Annotated in this window: 22 protein-coding genes; all 22 read right to left on the reverse strand. The window is 38.5% G+C overall.

The genetic code is table 11. The features are described 5' to 3' along the window. Positions 1-348: 348 nt before the first annotated feature. Positions 349-603, reverse strand: a complete 255-nt coding sequence (locus QGM71_RS21100; protein ID WP_327609548.1) for an RNA-binding S4 domain-containing protein — start codon at positions 601-603, stop codon at positions 349-351. Positions 604-608: 5 nt separating this feature from the next. Next, entirely contained in the window at positions 609-2,057 is a 1,449-nt protein-coding gene (yabN, locus tag QGM71_RS21105; RefSeq protein WP_327609527.1) for a bifunctional methyltransferase/pyrophosphohydrolase YabN, read from the reverse strand. 3 nt (positions 2,058-2,060) lie between these two features. Further along, positions 2,061-3,644, reverse strand: a complete 1,584-nt coding sequence (locus QGM71_RS21110) for a putative polysaccharide biosynthesis protein (RefSeq protein ID WP_327609528.1) — start codon at positions 3,642-3,644, stop codon at positions 2,061-2,063. 263 nt (positions 3,645-3,907) lie between these two features. After that, the gene (gene spoVT, locus QGM71_RS21115) at positions 3,908-4,444 is read right to left on the reverse strand and encodes a stage V sporulation protein T (RefSeq protein ID WP_327609529.1); all 537 of its coding nucleotides are present in this window, start codon (positions 4,442-4,444) and stop codon (positions 3,908-3,910) included. 165 nt (positions 4,445-4,609) lie between these two features. Next, entirely contained in the window at positions 4,610-8,131 is a 3,522-nt protein-coding gene (gene mfd, locus QGM71_RS21120; protein WP_327609530.1) for a transcription-repair coupling factor, read from the reverse strand. Between the two features lie 76 nt (positions 8,132-8,207). Further along, positions 8,208-8,438: an anti-sigma-F factor Fin family protein gene (locus tag QGM71_RS21125; RefSeq protein WP_327609531.1), complete on the reverse strand. Its 231-nt coding sequence runs from the start codon at positions 8,436-8,438 to the stop codon at positions 8,208-8,210. Positions 8,439-8,601: 163 nt separating this feature from the next. Continuing rightward, positions 8,602-9,162, reverse strand: a complete 561-nt coding sequence (gene pth, locus QGM71_RS21130; RefSeq protein ID WP_327609532.1) for an aminoacyl-tRNA hydrolase — start codon at positions 9,160-9,162, stop codon at positions 8,602-8,604. A gap of 98 nt (positions 9,163-9,260) precedes the next feature. Next, positions 9,261-9,890, reverse strand: a complete 630-nt coding sequence (locus QGM71_RS21135; RefSeq protein ID WP_327609533.1) for a 50S ribosomal protein L25/general stress protein Ctc — start codon at positions 9,888-9,890, stop codon at positions 9,261-9,263. A 133-nt stretch (positions 9,891-10,023) separates the two neighbouring features. After that, the gene (locus QGM71_RS21140) at positions 10,024-10,977 is read right to left on the reverse strand and encodes a ribose-phosphate diphosphokinase (protein ID WP_327609534.1); all 954 of its coding nucleotides are present in this window, start codon (positions 10,975-10,977) and stop codon (positions 10,024-10,026) included. A gap of 15 nt (positions 10,978-10,992) precedes the next feature. Then, positions 10,993-12,375 (reverse strand): bifunctional UDP-N-acetylglucosamine diphosphorylase/glucosamine-1-phosphate N-acetyltransferase GlmU, encoded by a 1,383-nt coding sequence (gene glmU, locus QGM71_RS21145; RefSeq protein ID WP_327609535.1) that lies wholly within the window; start codon positions 12,373-12,375, stop codon positions 10,993-10,995. Positions 12,376-12,843: 468 nt separating this feature from the next. Beyond that, entirely contained in the window at positions 12,844-13,134 is a 291-nt protein-coding gene (gene spoVG, locus QGM71_RS21150; RefSeq protein ID WP_327609536.1) for a septation regulator SpoVG, read from the reverse strand. A gap of 159 nt (positions 13,135-13,293) precedes the next feature. Continuing rightward, positions 13,294-14,121, reverse strand: coding sequence for a pur operon repressor (purR, locus tag QGM71_RS21155; RefSeq protein ID WP_327609537.1), 828 nt, complete (start codon positions 14,119-14,121; stop codon positions 13,294-13,296). Positions 14,122-14,186: 65 nt separating this feature from the next. Then, positions 14,187-15,038 carry a 4-(cytidine 5'-diphospho)-2-C-methyl-D-erythritol kinase gene (gene ispE / locus QGM71_RS21160; protein WP_327609538.1) on the reverse strand — a complete coding sequence of 284 codons (852 nt, stop codon included), beginning with the start codon at positions 15,036-15,038 and terminating at the stop codon, positions 14,187-14,189. Positions 15,039-15,186: 148 nt separating this feature from the next. Beyond that, the gene (locus tag QGM71_RS21165) at positions 15,187-15,369 is read right to left on the reverse strand and encodes a small, acid-soluble spore protein, alpha/beta type (RefSeq protein ID WP_327609539.1); all 183 of its coding nucleotides are present in this window, start codon (positions 15,367-15,369) and stop codon (positions 15,187-15,189) included. A 100-nt stretch (positions 15,370-15,469) separates the two neighbouring features. Beyond that, positions 15,470-15,826: an SCP2 sterol-binding domain-containing protein gene (locus QGM71_RS21170; protein ID WP_327609540.1), complete on the reverse strand. Its 357-nt coding sequence runs from the start codon at positions 15,824-15,826 to the stop codon at positions 15,470-15,472. 69 nt (positions 15,827-15,895) lie between these two features. Beyond that, the gene (gene veg, locus QGM71_RS21175) at positions 15,896-16,162 is read right to left on the reverse strand and encodes a biofilm formation stimulator Veg (protein WP_327609541.1); all 267 of its coding nucleotides are present in this window, start codon (positions 16,160-16,162) and stop codon (positions 15,896-15,898) included. A gap of 311 nt (positions 16,163-16,473) precedes the next feature. Beyond that, positions 16,474-17,343: a sporulation peptidase YabG gene (yabG, locus tag QGM71_RS21180; protein ID WP_327609542.1), complete on the reverse strand. Its 870-nt coding sequence runs from the start codon at positions 17,341-17,343 to the stop codon at positions 16,474-16,476. 134 nt (positions 17,344-17,477) lie between these two features. Then, a complete protein-coding gene (rsmA, locus tag QGM71_RS21185) occupies positions 17,478-18,353 on the reverse strand; it encodes a 16S rRNA (adenine(1518)-N(6)/adenine(1519)-N(6))-dimethyltransferase RsmA (protein ID WP_327609543.1) in 876 nt (291 codons plus the stop codon). Then, positions 18,343-18,912 (reverse strand): ribonuclease M5, encoded by a 570-nt coding sequence (rnmV, locus tag QGM71_RS21190; protein WP_327609544.1) that lies wholly within the window; start codon positions 18,910-18,912, stop codon positions 18,343-18,345. The genes rsmA and rnmV overlap by 11 nt, the downstream gene beginning before the upstream one ends. 333 nt (positions 18,913-19,245) lie before the next feature. Further along, the gene (locus tag QGM71_RS21195; protein WP_327609545.1) at positions 19,246-20,502 is read right to left on the reverse strand and encodes a ubiquitin-like domain-containing protein; all 1,257 of its coding nucleotides are present in this window, start codon (positions 20,500-20,502) and stop codon (positions 19,246-19,248) included. Between the two features lie 265 nt (positions 20,503-20,767). After that, positions 20,768-21,538, reverse strand: coding sequence for a TatD family hydrolase (locus QGM71_RS21200; RefSeq protein ID WP_327609546.1), 771 nt, complete (start codon positions 21,536-21,538; stop codon positions 20,768-20,770). A gap of 120 nt (positions 21,539-21,658) precedes the next feature. Then, the gene (metG, locus tag QGM71_RS21205; RefSeq protein WP_327609547.1) at positions 21,659-23,617 is read right to left on the reverse strand and encodes a methionine--tRNA ligase; all 1,959 of its coding nucleotides are present in this window, start codon (positions 23,615-23,617) and stop codon (positions 21,659-21,661) included. Positions 23,618-23,757 lie beyond the last annotated feature (140 nt).

Below are 23,757 nucleotides of genomic sequence, written 5' to 3' on the forward strand. Positions count from 1 at the left end.
AAAGACCGATGATTGGAACCATTTTTAAGTTGTTTCGGCTAGTTATGTCCCAGCCTCATTAATATTCTGCTTAAAGTCGATTTTCACATATTAAATCTATGTTTTTGAGTAGTGATAAATCTAACTATAAATACAGCGCCAAAGTATTAGCTTGGGATTAGCAATAAAATAGTTATAAAATAAAAACGTTTGTTATTTACAAGATAACTATAACTAGTGTTACTCTGTTATTTGGTATGTTATTTACCATACATTCACACATAAATTAAATAAAAACGTTTTATATTGAACTCAGAGGATTTGCTTCTTGAAATTTCAACAAAAGAACTCTCTTAGTAAGGTGGCGGTTCAGGCTTTCTCTTCTTTAATTACACTATATAATGTCTCTGCTTCGTCTTTTTTAACTGTTTCTCTTAAATCATTTACTTGAATCGTTACCCGTTTTTGACCAAATTTAATAACCATTTCGTCCCCTCTGGATACAACAGTAGAAGCTTTTGCCTGATTGCCGTTAATCGTAATACGCCCTTGGTCTGCTACTTCTTTTGCCATTGTTCGTCGTTTAATTAAGCGTGATACCTTCAAGAATTTATCTAAACGCAATTCTATCACTCTCTTTCCTTTGCTTGATTCCACAGATCATCCATCTCTTCTAAGGATGTTGTTTTTAGCTCTTTCTGTTGCTCGCTTAACTGATCTTCAATATAAAAGAAGCGAGTCATAAATTTTTGATTTGTCCGATTTAATGCGACTTCCGGGTTTATTTTATAATACCTTGATATATTGGCCAGTACAAATAGTACATCTCCTAATTCTTTTTCTATCTCCAACTTGTCTTCCGTTTGGATAGCCTCCTTTACTTCGAGAAGCTCTTCATCCAACTTTCCCCATATATCACTCGCATTCTCCCAGCCGAATCCTACCTTAGCTGCTTTTTTCTGTAGCTTGTATGCTTTTGACAGTGATGGCAGCTGCTTAGGGACACCATCCAAGATCGATTTACGTTTTGTTCCTTTTTCCTCCTTCTTTAGCTCGTCCCAGTTTTTATACACATCGTCGACAGATTCTACAGATGTATTGGCAAATACATGCGGATGCCGATGAATCATTTTCGCTGTAATCGTACGAATGATGTCATCTACTGTAAAATACCCATTATCCTCACCAATTTGGCTGTGCAGCATTACTTGGAGGAGAACATCACCCAGCTCTTCGACAATATTTTCGTCATCCTCATTATCAATCGCATCAATTAACTCATACACTTCTTCTATCGCATACTCTCGTAAGGTCTCATGTGTTTGCACTTGATCCCATGGACATCCATTGGGCCCTCTTAATGTTGCGATAACATCTCTTAACCGGTTGAACGTATGATTTAAAAGAGTTGACGGCGCTGGAGGTACATAAACACTTGTTAAGTTACTGATTTCAATAGAATGATCAAGCTCTACTAATGGAACAGTCTTGATCACTTCGTTTTTACTGCCAGCTGCTTCCACAATAGTTACCTCGTAATCAGCCGGCAAATCCTCGAGCAGCGCAAGCTTTACATTAGAAGCGATAAATCGATCGTACACTTGGCAGAAAATAATATGATAGCGATATTCAAGCATACTTCGGTCAAAGGAGGTACCATCAATAAACTGAAATCCATCGATTGGGTCAATTTTTAATGCAGTAAACATATCATCCAAGTAGCTCTGACCACCTGCAATCTCCACTTCAATTTCATTTTGCTCTAATAAAAGCTGAACTGTTTTCTCAGCAAGCATCGGATGTCCTGGCACTGTATAAATTACATGCTGCGATTTCGCTTTCAAAAGCAGGCTATCTGCAATTCCTTGATACACATCCGAAAATTGCTCCTCTATTTCATAGTTCTCATCAAAGGATTCGAAGGTTATTCCTTCTAGTTGCAAAGATTGAATGACTGGATGGTCGATAGTTCTTGTGTAGACTATCTGTTTCGAGTCAGTTAGTTTTTTATAAATTCCAAGAGGCAGTTGATCTATATCACCTGCACCTAACCCTATTATATCTATTTTATAACTCATTTTTTAATTCCTCCCTTTATGTATCTTAATGAAGAATGGAGCCAAAGGTAACATTCTAAGTTCTTTCTCGGTAAATGCCTTCCACCTTAATAAGCAATACACATAGATTATTCCTCCTGTACTAACAATAAACAGGACATAAAGTAACAAAAGAACTCGTGATGTCACCCCAGCAAGTGAGAAAATATAATTCAATCCTATTAAATAGCTAATCATAGCTAGTGTAGCTTTACTAAGTGCCCACCAATTTATTCGCCTGAAAAACTTCAACTGGGGCAATTTCCTTTTTAGCTCCATTAATACCACAACACATAACATGGATAAACTTAAAACTGTGGCAATTGCACTCCCCGTTATTCCCCAAATTGGAACCAATAGCTGATTAGAAATCCATTTTATAAAGAAAGCTATCATTATAAACCCTGCTGTCCGTTTAATATGTCCCAATCCTTGGAGGATGGAGGAAGCTGTGATAGCCATGGAACAAAGAAATATAGACAATACCAGTATTTGTAAGTTAACAGTTCCTTTATCATTTTGGAATAATAATACATTAGCTTCTGGAAAAATGACAATTAATCCTATTGTTGCTCCGATCGCTAAATAGAAGCTGAATAACAATGTGCCCTGGATGTACTGGTAGAACGTTTCCGGATCGTTCTCTAATTTCTGTTTCGAAATGGTCGGAATTAGGGCTAATGCGAAAGCTGAACCCAAGACAGTTCCCAGTTGTATTAATGGCTGCCCACGATCGAACACACCTTTTGTTTCCATAGCTTCAAGGCTTGTTAAACCATAGTCCATCAAACTAGGGATCAAGGTGAAAGCATCAGCAAATTGAATGACCAAAAGCACCATATGATTTAATGCAGCCACTATACCCAGGGTGAGTACCGTTCTTACATAGTAATTCCAAGGAATGTTAACTGTCTCTTTTGTATAGGGCTTCTTTTTTATAAAAAACACACTGAGAACAAGTACAGCCACAAAAGATCCAACAATCGATGCCATTGCTGCAGCCTGTCCAATTTTATAAATATCCTGCCCATGAATAACGATATATATAGCAGCAAAAATGATAATGAAAACACGTGCAAATTGCTCACCAACTTGGGAGATGGCTGTTGGCTTCATATAATAGTTCCCTTGAAATACGCCGCGCATTAAGGAGGTAAAAGGTACCAGCAGAAAAGCAAAAGAAGCAAAACGATAGGTATTTGCCAATCTAGCGTCACCTACCCACACAGCCAAGGAAGAAGCATTAAAGAACAAGAAGAGGAATAACGCCCCATTGAGGCCTAACAATATAATGAAAATTGGTATATAAAAACCTTTAAAGGAAAGTGTCTTACCTTCTTCCTTCATGTCTACACTCATTTTTGATATAGCGGATGGAAAGCCATATAAAGATAGTACCATCACCATACCAAGGATCGGATATACCTGTTGATATATATAAAACCCGATATCCCCAGACATATTCTGTAAGGGAATCCGGTATCCGGCACTTAAGATCTTACTAATCAGACCTGCTAATGTTAGCAGTAAAGCGCCCTTCACCAGTTTATTTGTTTCATTCCCGCTCATGACAAACGCCCTTTTTTCTATAAACCAAATTTTATTTCATTATAGCATAGAGGGATAACTTTGCAGGAATGCTAGAGCTATTGACTTCATAGTGTATTTAGCGTTGGAACAAGCGGGGATGAAGGCCCTAACTGGAGCGCTGGAGCTAGACGTGGCTGTTTAAGTGTAAGGATTAATTGCAGCCAAAAATTTCTTATCTACGACTGAAAGAAGCTGCATCAAAAAGTTTTGCGCTTTTTGATGCAGCTTCTTTTCACTATTCATTATTCCATCTGCTTGGCCAGAAAGCTTGCTGCGGTTTCAACACCTTTTTGCTCAACCTGGCTAAGTTTGTCTCCTTCACTTGAAAAAATCATTACACAACCAATTGGATCGCCGTTTGCAATAATTGGGTTTATGCAATAGGAATTAACTTCCTGTTCATGTCCCTCTATAATTTCCACAGTGCCTGCTTCTGTTTCAAAGACCTGTGTACGACTTTCAATTGTTTTCGTTAACTTAGCACCAATGTTCTTATTTAAGTAGTCTTTTTTTGATTCTCCTGCAACAGCTATTACCTCGTCACGATCACATATTATGACAGGTGATTGAAGAGAATCAAACAATGCTTCCGCATACTCTTTTGCAAAGTGACCTAATTCATTTATAGGGGAGTATTTTTTTAAAATAACTTCGCCTTCTCTATCCACAAAAATTTCTAATGGGTCTCCTTCACGGATTCGTAATGTTCGTCTAATTTCTTTTGGGATGACTACTCTACCTAAATCATCAATTCGACGTACTATTCCTGTTGCTTTCATTAGTAGGGAGCCTCACTTTCTATGATGATTGTTTTAATACTTTTCACTTTTCTTTTTCTATCTTGCCGTGAAAATAACTTCAGCTGTGGTTTTAGTATAAATCATCTGAAAATAACTATACATTACTCTTCCATTTTTTTTCGCTAATAAGTGGGTATTATAAATTTAACTCCTATTTACTTCAGCTAATTGGGTGATAAAATCTTTAACTACTTCATAGCGTTGATGGTGATTTTCGCGTTGCCATGTATAGGTGATTTTTAATTTATTGTTCTCTGTCCCTAATTGAACACCACGACCAAAAGTATTAGCTAATGTAAATAATTTAGAGCCATCAACCTGCTGACTGCGCTTTTCATCTACCAGTATTTCTATTTTCTTATTCTTATCACTTATAGAGGCAACTCGCTCTTTTCTGGCGTACATTTTTAAAGAAGTAACCGTAAATAAATGCCCTACTTCTTCAGGGTAATCCCCGAATCTGTCAATCAATTCTTCTTGAAGGGACTCTATATCCTCGGCAGATTCAATAGTTTGAAATTGCTTATAGATATCAATTTTTTGTTTCTCATCTTTAATATAAGTATCTGGTATATATGCATCCAGGTTTAATGCCAGTTCTGGTTCAAATGGCTTAATATCTTCGACCGGTTTCCCTGCCTTTCGAACATCTATAGCTTCTTTCAGCATTTGTGAATACATATCAAAGCCAACTGAATCAATGAACCCATGTTGTTGGGACCCTAGCAGGTTTCCTGCCCCGCGAATCGATAAATCCCGCATTGCGATTTTAAAACCGGATCCAAGTTCTGTAAACTCTTTAATTGCTTGAAGTCTTTTTTCTGCAACTTCTGTAAGTACTTTATCCTTCTTATAGGTGAAATAAGCGTATGCCACACGATTGGAGCGTCCAACCCGCCCCCTTAACTGATACAGCTGGCTAAGTCCCATACGATCTGCGTCATTAACGATTAATGTATTTACATTGGGGATATCTACACCTGTTTCTATAATAGTAGTACTGACTAGAACGTCGTATTCTCCTTCTAAAAAGGCAAATATTACATTTTCCAATTCTGCCTCATTCATTTGTCCATGTGCTACTGCAATTCTGGCATCATCAACTAGCGTACCAAGCTCTCTGGCGACCTTATCGATATTTTCCACCCGATTATAGAGGAAAAACACTTGCCCCCCGCGTGCCATTTCGCGTTCTATTGATTCTCTTATTAAAATAGGATTGTATTCCATTACATATGTTTGGATCGGGAACCTATTTTCCGGTGGTGTTTCAATAACGGATAGATCTCGAACACCCAGCATGGACATATGCAATGTACGTGGAATTGGCGTAGCTGTTAATGTAAGAACATCCACATTTGTTTTTAGTTGCTTGATTTTTTCTTTATGCTTAACACCAAATCGTTGTTCTTCATCCACAATGAGCAGGCCTAAGTCACGGTATTTCAGGTCTTTCGATAAGATGCGGTGGGTACCTATCACAAGATCAACTGTTCCTTTGCGTAAGCCTTCAATTGTTTCTGTCTGTTGTTTCTTTGTACGAAATCTGCTTAACAGACCAATTGTGATCGCATGCTCCTGGAAACGTTCCCTTATTGTCTCAAAATGCTGCTGGGCCAGTATGGTTGTCGGAACTAAGATAGCAACTTGCTTGCCGTCAGCAATTGCTTTAAAGGCTGCGCGGATAGCCACCTCTGTTTTGCCATAACCAACATCTCCGCAAAGAAGCCGGTCCATTGGCCGTTCCTTTTCCATATCCTCCTTTATTTCTTCAATACATCTGATTTGATCATCTGTCTCCTGATACTGGAAGGATGCTTCGAACTCCCGCTGCATTTCAGTTTCCTTAGAAAAGGCATACCCTTTTTGCGCTTCCCTCTCTGCATATAACTTAATTAAATCATCTGCTATATCTTCAACAGAAGATTGAACCTTCCGTTTGACCTTCGTCCATTCTGCGCCTCCCAGTTTATAAAGGCGTGGCTCTTTTCCTTCTGATCCTACAAATTTTTGAACTAAATCAATCTGATCAATTGGTACAAAAAGCTTATCATCACCTGAATACTTAATTAGCATGTAATCCTTATGCAAATCACTTACTTCAAGTGTTTCAATACCTAAATATTTGCCGACTCCGTGATTGGCATGCACAACATAGTCACCGACTTTTAATTCCTGGTAGCTTTTGATACGTTCTGCATTGGAAACTTTCTGCTGCCTTCTCGGCCGTTTGGATCTTTTTTTAAACAATTCATTCTCTGTAATAAGCACTAATTTATGCATAGGTAATTCGATGCCGCTCGTAATATTTCCGACTGCTATAGTCGGTTTATTAACTGGCAGCACCAAGTTGCTGGTCATCCCAACTTCTATATCATAATCCAGGAATATAGAATGCATTTTTTCAGCCCGCTTTTCTGTAGGCGCTAATATTACAACAGAGAAATCGCCTTTCCTCCACCTTTGTAGTTCATTTTTAAACAAGTGCATTTGTCCATGAAACTCTTGCATAGCGCGAGAAGATAGGTTAATTATATTTTGGGGCTGCGTATTGGGAATATGCCTTAAGAAAACGGATAAGTATAGCCGTTGTTGGTCGATTTTTTCCCATACAGTAATCCAGTCGAAGGAGAATCTACTATTCCTTACCATTTGGTTGGATTCTAAGAGGCTGCTGTACCATTCCGCTTCCTCTGTGTCCAAGTTAGCAGCTGTTTCCTGAATACGACTCATTTCATCCATAACAATTAATCCATCAGATGGTAAATAATCTAATAAACTAGCAGGTTTATTATAAAGAAATCCAATATATTTATTCATTTCCTGAAAATGCTCCAGGTTTTTAAGACGATCTATATCATGTTCCATTACTTCCGAAAGTCGCTCTTTAGCTTCAGCGGTCTTTACTTCTTTTAATGAGTCATTCAATGCGTTTTCGAGACGATTTGCACCTGAAATTATGTCTTCTTCCGTCAATAACAGTTCTGTTGCAGGTCCGACAGTTACTTCTTTCATCTTTTCTAATGAACGCTGTGTTTCTGCGTTAAAATAACGTATAGAATCTATTTCTTCGTCAAATAATTCGATTCGGATCGGATGCTCTTCTGTAATTGGATATATATCTATAATTCCACCACGCTGGCTAAACTCTCCCGGCGTTGTTACCATAGAAGCCCGTTCATATCCCATATCAATAAGGGAAGATAAATATGTAGCAACAGCTATATTCTCCCCCATCGTGAATTGTAACTGGTATCTGTTCCAATAGCTAGGTGGAGGTAGTATTCGCTTTAACGCTGCCACCGGGGCTATCAATATACCTGATTTTTGGTTTGCCCATGCTGTTAAGGATTCAATCCGTTGACTTCTCAATTCTGGACTGGCAATCGCTATTTCAGAGGCTATCAATTCATTGACAGGGTATAAGTGAACATCTTCTTCACCGATAAATTCAGTTAGATCGTCATAAAGCTGTTGTGCTTGTACTAGTTGGTGTGTTATTAACAGTATAGGTTTATTAATAGACTCATTAATAATCGAAACGAGCAGACTTCTTGCTGAACCGGATAGCCCAGCTACTAGCTGCTCTTTCATCCCACTGGAAATTCCACTTATAATTGATTGCATATCTTCCTTTGAACGTAAATAACTATTAATACCCTTCATTATTAACCCCCGCTGACAGTACATGTATAAGCGCAAAAATGCCTTGGCTGTATAACCAAAGCTTTTCTTGCTTATTCTATTGTATAAAAAAGTCTAGTTCATGATAGTGCGGATGATGTCCCAAAGTCTCTTCACAGTTTTCACAAATTGCATGAATATGAACATCACCATTGTCTTTATAATTTATCATTTCTTCTTTTTCCCTCATGGTTAATTGATCGAATCCCAACATGGAAGTGTCAATAACTTGTTGTTCCAGCTTTCCAATTTCATGTCCGCAGTGCCTGCATTTATAGACAATAGACATATGATAAACCTCCTCGAATAAACCTCAACTATATAGAAAGTTTATCCGAAAATCATCCGTATTATACAGGCTAAAAACCGATTACTAGTTAATCTGTATAGATCTGGTCGTTGATTACTTAGCCTGCATTTACAGTATCATTGTAAGTTACCATATGATCAGTTCAACTGTTATATTCATTCATTACTTCTAAAAAGGGCTTTTTTAGCCACATCTCACAAGCATCAGCTGAATTTTTTATACTTATTGCTATATCAGCCTGTTCTTCTTCAGAGAAATTCCCGAGGACATAATCAACTACAGGTATAGGTTTAACCGGTCTGCCGACACCAATGCGGATCCGTTTGAATTCTTTGGTGCCTAGATGGTCAATTGTTGATCTTATGCCATTATGACCCCCATGACCGCCTTTTTGGCGTAAACGGATTTTCCCTGCAGGCAGATCCAGGTCGTCATAGATAACCAGGACATCTTCTACATCAATATTATAATAGTTCATTAATGGTTTAATTGACTCACCGGATAGATTCATAAAGGTTTGTGGTTGAAGGAGAATCACTTTCTCATTTCCGATATGTTCCACAGTATAGTTACCATTAAATTTAGACTTATCCAATTCCCAATGATTGCGTCTAATTAGTTCATCAATCGCCATAAATCCAACATTATGACGAGTATCTTTATACCTTTTTCCTGGGTTTCCCAGTCCGACAATACACTTCATTTCTATTCTTCCTTTTTATACATCAGAATTTCGTGCCATACAACAATCCCTCCTGCTGATCTAGGAGGGAGTATTGTTTTATATGCTTCTATTATTGATTACTCTTCTGTTTTATCTTTAGCACCTATTAGTTCAGGCTCTGCATTCTCATCTGGAGCTTCTTCAACATCATCCAGAGTATCAGGTGGAAGTACTGTAACAACCGTTGTATCTGATTCTTCAAGATACTCGTATTTGCTTCCTTTTGGTAAATCAGCAATAGTGATAACATCTCCAATTGCCAGGGAGCTTATATCTACTGAGATTTCATCTGGAATATCGGCAGGCTTTGCACGTACTTGCAGTTCATATAATGGCTGTTGTAATACGCCGCCATCTTTTGACCCCTGGGCTTCGCCTTCTAAACGTAATGGTACTTCAACATCCATCTCTTCAGACATATTTACAATATAAAAGTCTGCATGAACTAGCTCATCTCTGATAGGATCCATTTGATATTCCTGCAGCATTACATCTACCGGTTTATCCCCTTCGATATCAAGAGAAATAATAGCATTTCTACCTTCATCGCGAACTGTCTTTACTAACTCAATACTATCTACTGAAATGGATAGTGAGTCTTTTGCTTTTCCATAAATAACTGCTGGTAATCCGCCTTGATTTCTAATTTGTTTTGTCGCGGATTTAGTAAGATCTTCTCGTTTTATTGCTTTTAGCTTAACTGTCATGTTGATCACCCTCCAAATTTTTAAAAGAACTTTAAGTAAGTTTCTCTCTTTAACATTGATATTGTGTCTATTCATGCAGTATTTTCCAAAACATTCCCTCTAGAGAGTACCCGTTAAATCGCCAAATTAAACCTTAGTCGAATAAAATGCTGACAGATTGCAGTTCGTGCACACGGATAATAGCTTCACCTATAAGGGGAGCAATTGATAACTCTGTTATCTTATCGCTTTGCTTATCTTCTGTTAGCGGAATAGTGTTTGTAATAACTAATTCCTTAATTTTAGAGTTATTGATACGCTCAATAGCAGGGCCTGATAATACAGGGTGTGTACAGCATGCATAAACTTCCTTCGCACCATTCTCAATTAATGCGTTAGCTGCAAGCGAGATTGTTCCTGCAGTGTCAATTATATCATCTATCAGTATAGCTGTCTTGCCTTCGATATTACCAACAATATTCATGACCTCTGCCACATTGGGACGTGGTCGGCGTTTATCAATAATACCGATTGGTGCCTTCAGACGATCCGCCATTTTACGTGCACGTGTTACACCACCGTGATCAGGAGAAACAAGTATAATATCTTTCATGTTCATTGCCTCAAAATAATCAGAAAGAATTGGAACTCCTTGCAAATGATCAATTGGAATATTAAAGAATCCTTGAATTTGAGGAGCGTGCAAATCCAACGTAATAACACGAGTAGCCCCCGCAGTCTCTAATAGGTCTGCAATTAACTTAGCTGTAATTGGTTCACGTGAGCGGGCTTTTCTGTCTTGTCTGGCATAGCCATAATATGGCATAACAATATTGATTGATCTTGCTGACGCACGTTTCAACGCATCAATCATGATCAGCAATTCCATCAAGTGTTCATTTACCGGTGAGCTGGTAGACTGTACCACATATACATCACAACCTCGAATACTTTCTTCAATGTTGATCTGGATTTCTCCATCGCTAAACCGTTTAACTGTACACTCCCCTAGAGTTGTCCCGATATGACTTGCGATGTCTTCTGCTAATTTACGATTTGAATTCAACGTAAATACCTTCAAAGATGAGTCCTTGTAAGTAGATGCCATAAGATAAACCCTCCGTTAATCTTTTTGTCTGTTCTTAATTTTTGAAGCATATCCTTCTTTGTTCGTTTGTCTTGCTCTGGCAACTGAAAGAGAATCTTCCGGGACATTCTTGGTAATGGTTGAACCTGCAGCAACATAAGACCCCTTACCAACTGTTACTGGTGCAATTAAATTTGAATTGCATCCTATAAAAGCATCATCTTCAATTGTTGTAAGAAATTTATTTTTCCCATCATAGTTCACTGTTATTGTACCACAACCGACATTTACATTGTTGCCTACTTCTGCGTCCCCCATGTAACTTAAATGAGAAATCTTACTGTTTTCGCCAAGATTGGTCTTTTTTATTTCTACAAAGTTGCCTACCTTTGCATTGTTACCTATAACGGATTCCGGTCGTATATGAGCATACGGTCCAACTTTAACCCGATTACCTATTTTGGAATTATTTACTACACTTTGTTTAATTATAGTTTCTTCACCTACATAACAATTTGCAATTTCGCTATTTGGTCCAATCTCTGCATTCGACTTAATTGTTGTAGTGCCCGAGATTATTGTACCAGGATGTATCACTACATCTTGCTCGATTACAACGTCAGGGTGTATATATGTGTTATCTGGATCAATAATCGCTACGCCATTACGCATATGCCTTTCGTTAATCCGCTGCTTCATCGTTTTCTCAGCTTGCGCTAAGCCAACACGATCATTTACCCCAAGCGTTTCTTCAAAATTCGGTGTTAAAAATGCACTTACTTTTTCAGATTGATTACGTAAAATCTCGATGACATCCGGTAAGTAGAACTCTCCTTGGGAATTATCATTGGAAACATGCTGCAACGCTGCAAATAGAGCTTTATTATCAAAACAATATGTACCTGTATTTATCTCATTAACGATGAGTTCATCTTCATTGGCATCTTTATGTTCAACGATACGTTCAACCTCTTTAGTTGACGCATTACGAATGACCCGTCCATAACCAGTTGGATCTGGTGCCTTTGTAGTTAATACCGTTGCCTTTGCACCTTCTTTTTCATGATGGTCAAAGAGGGCTGTGTATGTCTGGCTTGTAATTAATGGAGTGTCACCACACACTACGACAGTCGTTCCTTCTTTATCTTTTAATATATCTTCTGCTTGGATGACCGCATGTCCTGTTCCCAGTTGTTCCTTCTGGACAACGAACTCACTTTCGCCACCAATATATTCAATTACTTTCTCAGCTCCAAAGCCTACTACTGTAACCGTTTTATCTAGTTGTACTGCTTTTACCTGATCAATAACATGTTGCACCATCGGTCGTCCAGCAACAGGGTGAAGCACCTTATACAGTTTAGACTTCATTCTAGTTCCTTGGCCTGCTGCTAAAATAACAGCATATCGTTTCATCATAGAGAAACCTCCATTATTTCTATTTACCCATTATGAATATATCTTAAAAAGCTGTTTATTTCAACAGATTACCTGGAGGCATTCTAATATAGAACAAAAGCGAGGGCGCCCGTTTAGGGACGTACGGACTAGACTGAGCCGCAGGAGATTCACTCCAAAGTATAAGATTCACTTAGACTTTCGCCATTCCTGGCAATAAGTCAAGTTCATCTAAAAGGAAACATGCCCCTTCATAGGGGTATGCCGACGTTGGGTGCAAAGCCCGGTTTTAGTCGGCCTTCCTTTTTATTTCTCGAATCGATGTTAACTTATCGTACGGAGGTGAAGGAAGTCTCGCTAGTCCCTGGGCGCTGGAGCTGGACGTGGCTGTTTATAGTGTAAGAATTAATTGCAGTCAAAATTTCTTACCTTACAAAAAAAAGAAGGCTAACCTTATGTAGATTAGACCTCTAGTTGTATCCATAACTATTAGGAAGCTCCTGCTTCTTCATACTCTACTTCAGCTTCACCAACACGTCGATATTCCTCTAGGACAGCGTCTTGGATCTTAGCACGTGTTCCGGAATTAATAGGATGTGCAATATCTCTGAATTCACCGTCAGGAGTACGTTTGGATGGCATTGCTACAAACAATCCATTATTACCGTCAATTACTCGGATATCATGGACTACAAATTCCTCATCCAGCGTGATCGATGCGATTGCTCGCATTCTTCCCTCCGTATTAACGCGGCGTAATCTAACGTCAGTTACTTCCATGATGTTTCACCACCTTTTCCCATTTGAACTTAATATAAGTAGTTCAACAAAACTACGGAAATTCCTGCTAAATATTTAAAAAAAATTAAATATTTTCAAAATGGAGGCAATAACTGGGTTAAAACAGGATATTTTTTCTATTAATTCTATTACTGTTTACTAAGTCCTAGTGCTTTTGTCTTTATAATTTCCTGGATGTACTTCAATATAGTTTTGTTTTATATCAACATTTGTTATCTTTACTAACGAAGTATAACCTTCTACCACACGTTCTTCTTCTTCATCGTCCGCTTCGGCCAGTACACCAATTGCTGTTACATTGGCATTAAATTCATTTAAAAGATTTATCATTCCATTAATAGTTCCGCCGGCTTTCATAAAATCATCAATAATACATACATTAGAGCCCTCTTTTAGGCTTCTTTTCGGTAATACCATCGTTTGAATTCTACGAGAGGATCCTGAAACGTAATTAATACTGACAGAGGAACCTTCTGTTACTTTTGGATCACGACGTACAATAACCACGGGGACATCCAGAAAAGATGCAACTGCATAGGCTAATGGTATCCCTTTTGTAGCTACTGTCATCACAACATCTATATCTAATTGTGAAAATACTGAAGCAAATACTCGACCAATTTCTCTTACTGTTTTTGGATTACCTAATAAATCGCTCATATAAAGATAGCCGCCAGGGAGAATGCGAACAGGATCTTCTAGCATTTTACACAACTCATATGTGAATTGAATGCTTTTCTCATGGGAATATTCCGGAATGTATTGCACTCCACCTGCAGCTCCAGTAACCCTTTTTAAATATCCAAGTTCTTCACTCTGAAAAACCGTATGAATAATATCCAAGTCTTCACTTATAGACGATTTAGTAGTATTAAGAGTCTTCACGAAATATGGTAATTGTTTATGTTTTCTTGGGTTTTCCAGGAAAAAGTTCGTTAACGCAACCAACCGATTACTTCTTTTCATTTCTACACCTCAAAACCATATATTTAATTCTTAATATACCATTTTCATACGTATTTTACCAATAACTAACCTAATAGACGGACTAGATATACTTCGTTACAAAAACCTCTCATTCCATTATAAATTCGCTGCGCCGTACTTTGATGCTTAACCATACCGTATACTGTTGGCCCGCTTCCACTCATTAGTACACCGGAAGCGCCTGCTTGTTTCATGAAATTTTTTATTTGCTGTACTTCCGGATAGATAGACATGGTAATCGATTCTAAGGCATTTCCCATATTGGCACATAGCATTGAAAAGTCTCTATTAGTAAGAGCTCTTATAGTATTTTCTGTATTCGGGTGATTTATAGTATCCGTATTAATCCGTTGGAAAATCGTTCGTGTGGAAACACCAATGTCTGGTTTTGCTAAAACAACCCAGCTTGAAGGAGGTGAAGGTAGCTTTTCAATTACCTCTCCACGTCCCTTTGCTATCGCAGTATGACCATATACACAAAATGGGACATCAGAACCAAGTGTTGCCCCGAGATCTGCAAGTTCAGCCAAAGGTATATTCATTGACCATAATTTATTTAAACCACGAAGAACAGCAGCTGCATCCGAGCTGCCGCCACCCAAACCAGCTGATACAGGAATATGCTTCTCAATCTTAATATCCACACCCGTTGTAATCCCGTATCTCTCCTTAAACATCTCAGCAGCCTTATATGCTAAGTTGCGCTCATCACTTGGCACAAATCTGCTCTCCAAAGATATTTTAATCCGATCCTCTTCAATCGCACTTAATTCAATACGGTCTGACAAATCAATGGTAGTCATGATCATCTCAACATTATGATAACCATCCTCCCGTTTACTTAACACATCAAGCGATAAGTTGATCTTCGCAGGTGCCTTTTCAAAAAGACCCATCACCGTCACCTTCTCGTAAAATAATAAACAAATTGTAACATATTATGAAAGGCTAAGGCGACTGGTTAGGGATGTACGCATAAGCAAGGGACCTATCCAGCCCAAGCGCAGTCCGTACGTCCGTAATTATAAAAAAAGACAAACCCTATTAGGGTCTGTCTTGGTTATTCATGTTTTGCTCGGCCATTTCAATTGCTCGTTTCACCATATTACCGGCATCTCTTGATTTAATGCCGCCCCAGCCTTCTTGTTGTACTGTGTCGTAAAATCCTAACTCTTTGGCAATTTCTTCTTTCAAATGGTCTGACATGATACCTCGACGTCTAGCCATGAAAGAACAACCCCTTTCTGTCATGAGTCCTTACGACATTTATAGCTTGTGCAGCTTTATAAAATAGATTCCAGTAATATGTATACAAAAAAGGTAATTTTTAATTCGTGAAATCGAATTGTTTCAGCATATTTTCCAGTTTAAGCGCTAAACCTATATTACCATCAACTTTTAACTTGCCTGTCATGAATGCTGTGGTGCTATTCAGGTTCCCAAGCAAAAATTTCTTAAAATATTTTTCTTTCATTTTTAATGTGCAGTCCGGTTCACTCTGACGGTTAAAATGAACAGTAGCTGTCCCGTCCTTTAATGCAAGTTGGTATATACTGTTCTCTTCATCTGTTAACTGAAATTCATATATAGCATTCAGTGTTGCATAGGGTTCTTTATTTGCTTCCAGTTTCCGCTCAATACCTTTCCATATTTCCCTGGTAGTACTGTTTTCTATTGAAATCATCGTGCAACCCCGTTTCAAACTATTTCATTATCAACTTAAATAAAAAAACACGAGCAGTAAACAAGTTGTCTACTGCTCAATCACTGTTGCTATTGTTAGTTCATCCGAAAATTTTAATTCCACTGTTTCTGTTAAAACGTCTGCATAGCTGTATGAAACACGTTCGAAGGCATTTTCTTCCTGGTCTAGCTCAACAACGAAAACAGAAGGATACGTTTCTGATAGTACACCCGACCGGGTAATTGTTTTCCTTCTTCCGCCGTTCGCTTTAAGTTTCAAGCGTTTTCCGACGTGACCTTCAAGACCTTGCTTAATTTCGATTAATGTTTTAGCCACTATACTCCACCTCACTGTATTAATAATACCACAAGCTTGTTTTATAGTCAAATGAAACTTTATATTATAACAATATATCATTTTTCATGTCAACAATAAGTTTGCTTATTTCCATTATTATTTGTAATTGTTAACAAATTTATGTATTATTTCACATAAATAGTAGAACATGCAGGCAACTGCCTGCTTAACCCGAAGATTTTGAAGGGGTATCTCTTTCCATTTGACTAATTAGGTCATGTCCAGCTTCGGAGGAAAGGACAGGGAAACTGCGTCATTAATGCGCAGACGCAGATAAGGAATACATTACATTAACGATCCGGAGATTCCTCCATATAAGGCATCCCCGTTCTAAGTAGCCCTCTTGTCTCAACCCCACCCATACCTTTTTCCCCAGTCAGCGTGTTTCTTAATGCATCCCATACGCTAACCTTTTCCATAAACGGTGTGTAAGCTACCTTTGCTGCAATATAAACCGGATCGAGCGCATGAATATTGATCCGCAAAGGAGAACTGGCAAAATTCGCACCTGCACGTATTAATGACTCAAAATGGGATTGACAAGCACCTGCAAAAATAACTAATTGATCTAAGTGTGGATTCATCCGTCTTGCCTCTCTAACTGTTTCCGCAAAATATTTAGAATGCCTATATGCACGTAAATCATTTTTCAAACCCTTATTCTTTGAAAAGGAATCGTGCCCAGTGATCACAATAATGTCAGGTTGAATCTTTTCCACCAAAGTACTGATCTCAAGTGGCATATCTTTTTCATTTAAGTGCACACCATGCACCTGCATCCCCATTCGCTGGTATAATTCAATACACTTTCTCAAATAGGTTTGATCCCCATCCAAATGAAGTACCTTAGCTGGTATTTGAAATGATTTCGTATCATGCTGGTACCCTTCTGAAGATTGGTACTCCCTTTTTTCTTTCATTAGCTGGTAATCCTGCCTGAATAATCGGTATGAGAATTCCTCTTGTTCTTTTTCTGCTTTTTTTCTTTTTTCTAATTCTCTATCTTGCACACGAACAAGGTCCTTTGTGGGAGCATCTGCCTCTAAACGGACATCCACTCCAAATAAACGTGCCACATCGCTATTCACTGATGCTACTCGAAATAACAGATCGTTATTATAGGACGCTCTTGTGACCAACTCTCCTTTTGTAACATCCATACATTCACCTCACTCACTGCCTTCGAACTACGAAAAGCATTCCCTTCCTATAGACTATGAGTGATGACACCTGCCTGTGCGTATTATGCATATTAAAAAAGCCATTACCTTTTTAAGGCAATAGCTTAGATTTTTTACTTTTGGTGAAAACCGTTGGCAAGAATTGCAAATTCCTCCATATCCAAAGATTCCCCACGTCTAGTACCATCAATTCCGAGTTCTTCCAGCTTTTGACTGATCATTTCTTTGTCGTATATTTCATTGAAGTGACTCGTTAAATTATTCCGTAATGTCTTTCTGCGTTGGGCAAAAGAAGCTTTTACAATTTTAAAAAAGAATGCTTCATCCTCTACCTGCACAGGTGGCTTATCCCTTACCACCAGTTTTAATATACTGGAATCTACGTTAGGTTGTGGCATAAATACGCTTTTAGGTACATTCATTACAACTTTTGCATGCGTGTAATACTGAACTGCTATAGTTAAGGAGCCGTAGCTTTTACTATTTGGCTTAGCTGCCATTCGCTCTGCTACTTCCTTTTGAATCATTACTGTCAGGCTATCAACAGGCAGGTTTTCTCTGACCAATTTCATAAGAATTGGAGTCGTAATATAATATGGCAGATTAGCAACGATATGGATAGGCTGATCAGGATTAAAGTTAGTTTTTATTGCTTCACGGACATCTGCTTCAAGTATATCCTGGTGAATAACTTCAACATTACTGTAATCCTGTAGTGTATCCTTTAGTATAGGTAACAAGCGTTGGTCTATTTCATAAGCAACAACTTTATCCGCATGGATCGCCAACTGTTCAGTTAACGCACCAATCCCCGGGCCAATTTCAATTGCCCCGGAAGTTTTATCAATTCCTGTATGGCTGATAATATTTTCAAGAATATTTACATCGGTAAGAAAGTTTTGGCCGAGGCTTTTTTTGAACGCGAACTTGTATTTCTTTAATATTTCCTTTGTCCGGGTAGGAGTAGCTATAAGCTTTTTAGACGTCATTGTTTTCCTCCTGTTGCACTTGTTTAAATGCTTCATCAAATTGGACCTTCGTTATCTGAAACATCGTTAGCCGTTTTAATAATTGTTTTCCGTTAGTATGCCCGATTTGCAGTAACTCACCAAGCCGATCTCGGCGTTTGCTGGCCTTTGAACCACCGATGAGTCCATAATTAACCAGGTCTGCTTTTACTATATCACTTTCGTGTATGTCAGTTAGCTCATATACTACAGACAGAGCCTCCTGTATAGCTTCAGGAGTTGCATGTTCAATTCCGAGGCTTTTATTATGTGGGCGCTTTGCCCTGGCCTTATCCTGCGTTAAGAAGGCATGCTTACAGCCAGGTACAGCCTGATCTATAATATGACGTATTCTTTCCCCCGGATAATCCGGATCTGTAAAAATTATAACTCCACGTTTATCTTTCGCATGCTGTATTTGTTTTATGATTTCCCGGTTTATTGCTGAACCATTTGTTTCTATCGTGTCCGCATCGACTGCCTGCCTTATTTTAGCAGTGTCATCTTTGCCTTCAACTATTATTATTTCTTTTATTTTCAATATATATCCTCTTTCCACAATAAGAATGCTCTCACCATCATATCATGGCAAGAGCATTAATCCCACATATATAAGGCTGTTTTTCATCAATTAGAATCATTCATTACGCCTGTTTTCTAAAATATTGTATTTCTTGGCACAATCTATAAATTGCGACGTAACTTGATATTGACTAACTCCGCTACGGAAAATACACTTCGCTTTCACCACTCCGGGTACAAGTGCAACATCTGCTCAGCTTCACTTCGTTCACTTTGCAGTTGGGCGGCTGGTGAGCCTCCTTGTGCTATCGCACTGTGGAGTCTCACCTATGCCTTTCCTCCCGCAGGAGCCTTAGTTAATTATTCTAACTTTAACTTTTTTAACTCCCCATTTATATGCTTCTGCCTTAGTTGGAACATGAATGTCAATTCTATTTCCTACAATATGACCACCGGTATCGCTGGCAATTGCTTCACCATAACCCTCAACCCACACTTTAGTTCCTAGAGGGATAACACTCGGGTCAACTGCAATTACTTTCATGTTTGGGTTTGCAATTAAATTTATACCTGTTGCTGTATATCCAGAACAGCCGCTACAGCTTGCTGTATACGCACTTGCTGTCATCGTATATTCTTTTCCACCTGAACTCGTGTTACTAGACTCGGATTTCGTGCTGCCACTAGATTGGGACTCGCTGGAAAGTGTGACAAGGTTCTGCTCCTGTTTTGGTTGCGGCTTTGGTTCCTCTTTCGTACCAACAGCAACTACCTGATCCTTGCTTTCGCTAGCAACTTCTTCTTTTACTAATTCTCGGCTCACTTCTTTGCCATTTTCAAATGTAACTTCGAACTTCTTAACCAGTATTCCTTCTTGACCCTCCGAAATTACTTCCTCTTTCCCCTTAAGTAACGAGCTGTCATTCTTTCTCTCTGTATCAAAAGCTATTTTCTCTTCTACTTCATCATTAGCTACTTCGACTCGAACAATAGAAATAGCTGTATCTTTGGTTACGTCCTGGTCAATAGCAGGTTCGATCTTATCCAGCTTCTTATTGACCATAATTTCATTGGAGTTAAGGATTTCCTCAACAGATCCTCCTGTTGTCCAAACCATTTTCTTTTCTCCACCATCAATAATAGTGATTTTATATGCTTGGTTTACTTCTATATGTAGTCCATCTTCAACTGCTTCTTTATCTGTATGAGATATCTCATCGTGATCTGCAAATGATAGGTTATTTTCTTTTAAAAACCCCTCAACAGTTGCACTTGTAGTAAAATACTCCTGTTTTGCACCATCAATGGTAACTAAAACCTGTTTAGCCGTATCGTATTTTAGTTCCATTCCATCTTCAATTGGTGCATCCTTGTCATAGGAAAGCTCATCATGCTCTCCTACTGTGATACCTACTTCCGCAAGCAGTCCTTCAACTGTATTTGTATGTGTTTTCACTGTTTGTGTTTCACCATTATCTGTGATTACTACTTCTGCCTTCGAAGCTTCAAATAGTACGACACTTGAAAATACTACTAGTGCTAAAACACCAATACTTGAAATAACCAGCTTCATTTTAGATGCCGGCATTAGCCTATGAATTAATCGCATGCTCCTGCCTCCTCATAACGCTATTGATTATATTAACAGTTATATGCAAAGTCAAAGTATTTCCGATTACGATTACTTTACAATTAGGTTACAAATTATAATCCAGCGTTGCTTTTGTTGGAGAAATGCATATAATAACTCCGCTATGACAGCGTTTTTCATTGTAATAAACTTTTAAAAAAATAGGACTGATTTATCCATCAGCCCTACCTTAAAAAGTATAAGTTTGCTTCTTATTACAATGAATTTACGTTTTTTACAGAAATTATTTTGCTATCCTAAATAAAGAAAATGCATTATCAGTAGTTACTTTACTTAGCTGCTCCATAGAGATTCCTCTAAGCTCTGCTACTTTTTCTGCGATTAATTTTACATGTGCTGGCTCATTTCGCTTTCCACGATATGGGTGAGGTGCAAGGAAAGGTGCGTCTGTTTCAACAAGTAATCTGTCTAAAGGAACTTCTACAGCTACCTCCTTCGGCATGGTTGCGTTTTTAAAAGTAACCGGACCTCCTAGTGAAATGTAAAAATTCATATCCAGGCACGCCTGTACATAGTCAACTGAATCGTTATAACAATGCATAATGCCTCCTATGGCTTCGGCGCCTTCTTCTTGCAGAATCTCTATAATATCCTCTGTCGCTTCCCGATTATGAATAATAATTGGCATATTCACTTTCTTCGCAAGGCGGATCTGCTGACGAAACACTTCCTTCTGCACCTCTTTCGGTGACTTATCCCAGTGGTAATCCAACCCCATCTCACCAATCGCAACGACTTTAGGATGAGAGGATAATTCTTCTATCCAAGTTAAATCGGCCTCTGTCATGTCTACCGCGTCAACTGGATGCCATCCTACTGCGGCATAGATAGTTTTATTCTGTTCAGCTATTTCAATAGCCAGCGGAATCGTTTCTTTATCAAAACCAACGACGACCATATAATTCACCCCAGCAGCAAAGGCACGCTGAATTGTATCTTCTCGATCTTCAGAAAACTGTCTTGCGTTTAAATGTACATGTGTATCGAATAACATGGTGTTCCTCCTATCAAGTGAAAAGGCCAACCTCAAAATTGAAGTTTGGCCTTATTTTATGCATTTTGAATACCTTTTATTTAGGCTGCTTGAAAAGCCAATTTTAAAAAGATACTTTATTTATTTTACAACGGAGCCATTTGGTAACGATTCTTCAACTGATGCCAATACCAGCTTTCCTGAATCATCTTCCCCAGAGAGAATCATTCCTTCTGACATCTCCCCGCGTAACTTTACTGGTTTCAGATTTGTTACACAGATAACTTTTTTACCGACTAACTCTTCTGGCTTATAATATTCTGCAATGCCCGATATTACCTGACGTTTATCCGTACCTACATCGAGCTGAATTTTTAGTAGTTTATCGGCTTTTTTCATTTTTTCAGCCTTAAGAACTTCTGCAACACGCAGGTCGAGTTTCATAAAATCATCGAATGCTATCTGTTCTTTTTGCACCGTTTCTTTTTTAGCCGTTTTCTTTTCCTCAGAAGCAGGTTTTTGCATCATTGCTTTAATAGTCTCGACTTCCTTCTCTACATCTAAGCGTGGGAAAATCGGGTCTCCTTTTTGCACACGCGTACCTGCCTTTATGAGACCATTTGTATATACACTATCCCATTCTTTCAATGCATCATCTGTCACGTTCAGTTGTTTGAAAATCTCTACCGGTGACTCCGTTAGGAATGGTTGCAGCATAACAGCTGATTTACGTAGGGATTCCACTAGGTGTGCCATTACATTACCTAGGCGTTCTTTTTTGCTCTCATCCTTTGCCAGCACCCACGGTTCCGTCTCATCGATGTACTTATTGGTACGGCTGATTAACTGCCATAAAGAGGATAGGGCGATAGAAAACTGCATGTTCTCGAGCGCATTTTCCACATTGCTAATTGTTTCTGAAGCAAATTTTTCAAGCGATTCATCAACGTCCGTTTCTGATGCTTTAAACGCCGGAATTTCACCATCGAAGTATTTTTCAATCATTGCCACCGTACGATTGAGTAAGTTTCCAAGGTCATTTGCCAAATCGTAGTTAGTACGCTCTACAAAGCCTTCTGGTGTAAATACACCATCCGAACCAAAGGGAACCTCTCGTAATAAATAGTAACGCAATGCATCAAGACCGTAGCGATCTGTAAGACTGACAGGATCAACTACGTTTCCTTTTGATTTAGACATTTTCCCATCTTTCATTAAAATCCAGCCATGAGCAAAGATTTTTTTAGGTAATGGGAGATCGAGTGCCATCAGCATAATCGGCCAATAAATCGTATGAAAACGAACAATTTCCTTACTCATTAAGTGTACATCTGCTGGCCAGAACTTTTTATATTTCTCTTCATCGTCTGAACCATATCCAAGAGCAGTAATATAGTTGCTTAATGCATCCACCCACACATAAATAACATGTTTAGGATCACCTGGAACCTTGACACCCCAGTCAAATGTTGTACGGGAAACAGCCAAATCCTCCAGACCTGGTTTAATAAAGTTGTTCAGCATTTCATTTTTACGGCTTTCAGGCTGAATAAATTCGGGATGATCGTCATAATACTGCACGAGTCGATCTACATAATTACTCATTTTGAAAAAGTAGGACTCTTCTTTCACCCTTTCAACCTGTGCTCCACAATCCGGACAATGGCCATTCTCTAATTGACGTTCCGTAAAAAACGATTCATCTGATGTACAATACCAGCCTTCATACTGATCGAGATAGATGTCACCTTGCTTTAACAATTGATCAAAGATCTTTGCAACTACCTTCTTATGCCGTTCTTCGGTTGTACGGATAAAGTCATCATTTGTAATTTTGAGCTTCTTCCACAAATCCTGAATATCGCTAACAATTTCGTCAACATATGCTTTGGGTGTTTGCCCATTCTCTTCTGCTTTTCGCTGTATTTTCTGACCATGTTCATCTGTACCAGTTAAATACATAACTTCATAGCCGCGCATACGTTTATACCGTGCAATAGCATCCCCTGCTACTGTGGAATAAGCATGACCAATGTGCAAATTACCACTTGGATAATATATTGGTGTAGTTATATAAAATTTTTTCCCATTTTTTTGCATCCTTCTTACCTCCTGATTAGAACTACGGTCGATTATTTAAAACTATATCTATTGTAGCGATTATAACGTATTTTGCCAAATACTGCTTGACACTCCCACAGCTGAAGCAATGGGATTATAAAGTACCAAACCGTTCGCAG

It is taken from the genome of Virgibacillus tibetensis (genome assembly GCF_036026595.1).
GTDB classification, from domain to species: Bacteria; Bacillota; Bacilli; order Bacillales; family Amphibacillaceae; genus Virgibacillus_P; species Virgibacillus_P tibetensis.

Excerpts from the sequence above, each read along its gene's own strand:
- QGM71_RS21165 (WP_327609539.1), bottom strand. The coding sequence starts at position 15,369 with ATGGCTAGACGTCGAGGTATCATGTCAGACCATTTGAAAGAAGAAATT.
- yabN (WP_327609527.1), bottom strand. The coding sequence starts at position 2,057 with ATGAGTTATAAAATAGATATAATAGGGTTAGGTGCAGGTGATATAGAT.
- yabG (WP_327609542.1), bottom strand. The coding sequence starts at position 17,343 with ATGGATGTTACAAAAGGAGAGTTGGTCACAAGAGCGTCCTATAATAAC.
- QGM71_RS21110 (WP_327609528.1), bottom strand. The coding sequence starts at position 3,644 with ATGAGCGGGAATGAAACAAATAAACTGGTGAAGGGCGCTTTACTGCTA.
- QGM71_RS21140 (WP_327609534.1), bottom strand. The coding sequence starts at position 10,977 with ATGGCATCTACTTACAAGGACTCATCTTTGAAGGTATTTACGTTGAAT.
- pth (WP_327609532.1), bottom strand. The coding sequence starts at position 9,162 with ATGAAGTGTATTGTCGGACTGGGAAACCCAGGAAAAAGGTATAAAGAT.
- spoVT (WP_327609529.1), bottom strand. The coding sequence starts at position 4,444 with ATGAAAGCAACAGGAATAGTACGTCGAATTGATGATTTAGGTAGAGTA.
- purR (WP_327609537.1), bottom strand. The coding sequence starts at position 14,121 with ATGAAAAGAAGTAATCGGTTGGTTGCGTTAACGAACTTTTTCCTGGAA.
- QGM71_RS21200 (WP_327609546.1), bottom strand. The coding sequence starts at position 21,538 with ATGTTATTCGATACACATGTACATTTAAACGCAAGACAGTTTTCTGAA.
- metG (WP_327609547.1), bottom strand. The coding sequence starts at position 23,617 with ATGCAAAAAAATGGGAAAAAATTTTATATAACTACACCAATATATTAT.
- ispE (WP_327609538.1), bottom strand. The coding sequence starts at position 15,038 with ATGGGTCTTTTTGAAAAGGCACCTGCGAAGATCAACTTATCGCTTGAT.
- QGM71_RS21170 (WP_327609540.1), bottom strand. The coding sequence starts at position 15,826 with ATGATTTCAATAGAAAACAGTACTACCAGGGAAATATGGAAAGGTATT.
- rsmA (WP_327609543.1), bottom strand. The coding sequence starts at position 18,353 with ATGACGTCTAAAAAGCTTATAGCTACTCCTACCCGGACAAAGGAAATA.
- QGM71_RS21135 (WP_327609533.1), bottom strand. The coding sequence starts at position 9,890 with ATGACAGTTAAGCTAAAAGCAATAAAACGAGAAGATCTTACTAAATCC.
- mfd (WP_327609530.1), bottom strand. The coding sequence starts at position 8,131 with ATGAAGGGTATTAATAGTTATTTACGTTCAAAGGAAGATATGCAATCA.
- spoVG (WP_327609536.1), bottom strand. The coding sequence starts at position 13,134 with ATGGAAGTAACTGACGTTAGATTACGCCGCGTTAATACGGAGGGAAGA.
- glmU (WP_327609535.1), bottom strand. The coding sequence starts at position 12,375 with ATGATGAAACGATATGCTGTTATTTTAGCAGCAGGCCAAGGAACTAGA.
- QGM71_RS21195 (WP_327609545.1), bottom strand. The coding sequence starts at position 20,502 with ATGCGATTAATTCATAGGCTAATGCCGGCATCTAAAATGAAGCTGGTT.
- QGM71_RS21125 (WP_327609531.1), bottom strand. The coding sequence starts at position 8,438 with ATGTCTATTGTCTATAAATGCAGGCACTGCGGACATGAAATTGGAAAG.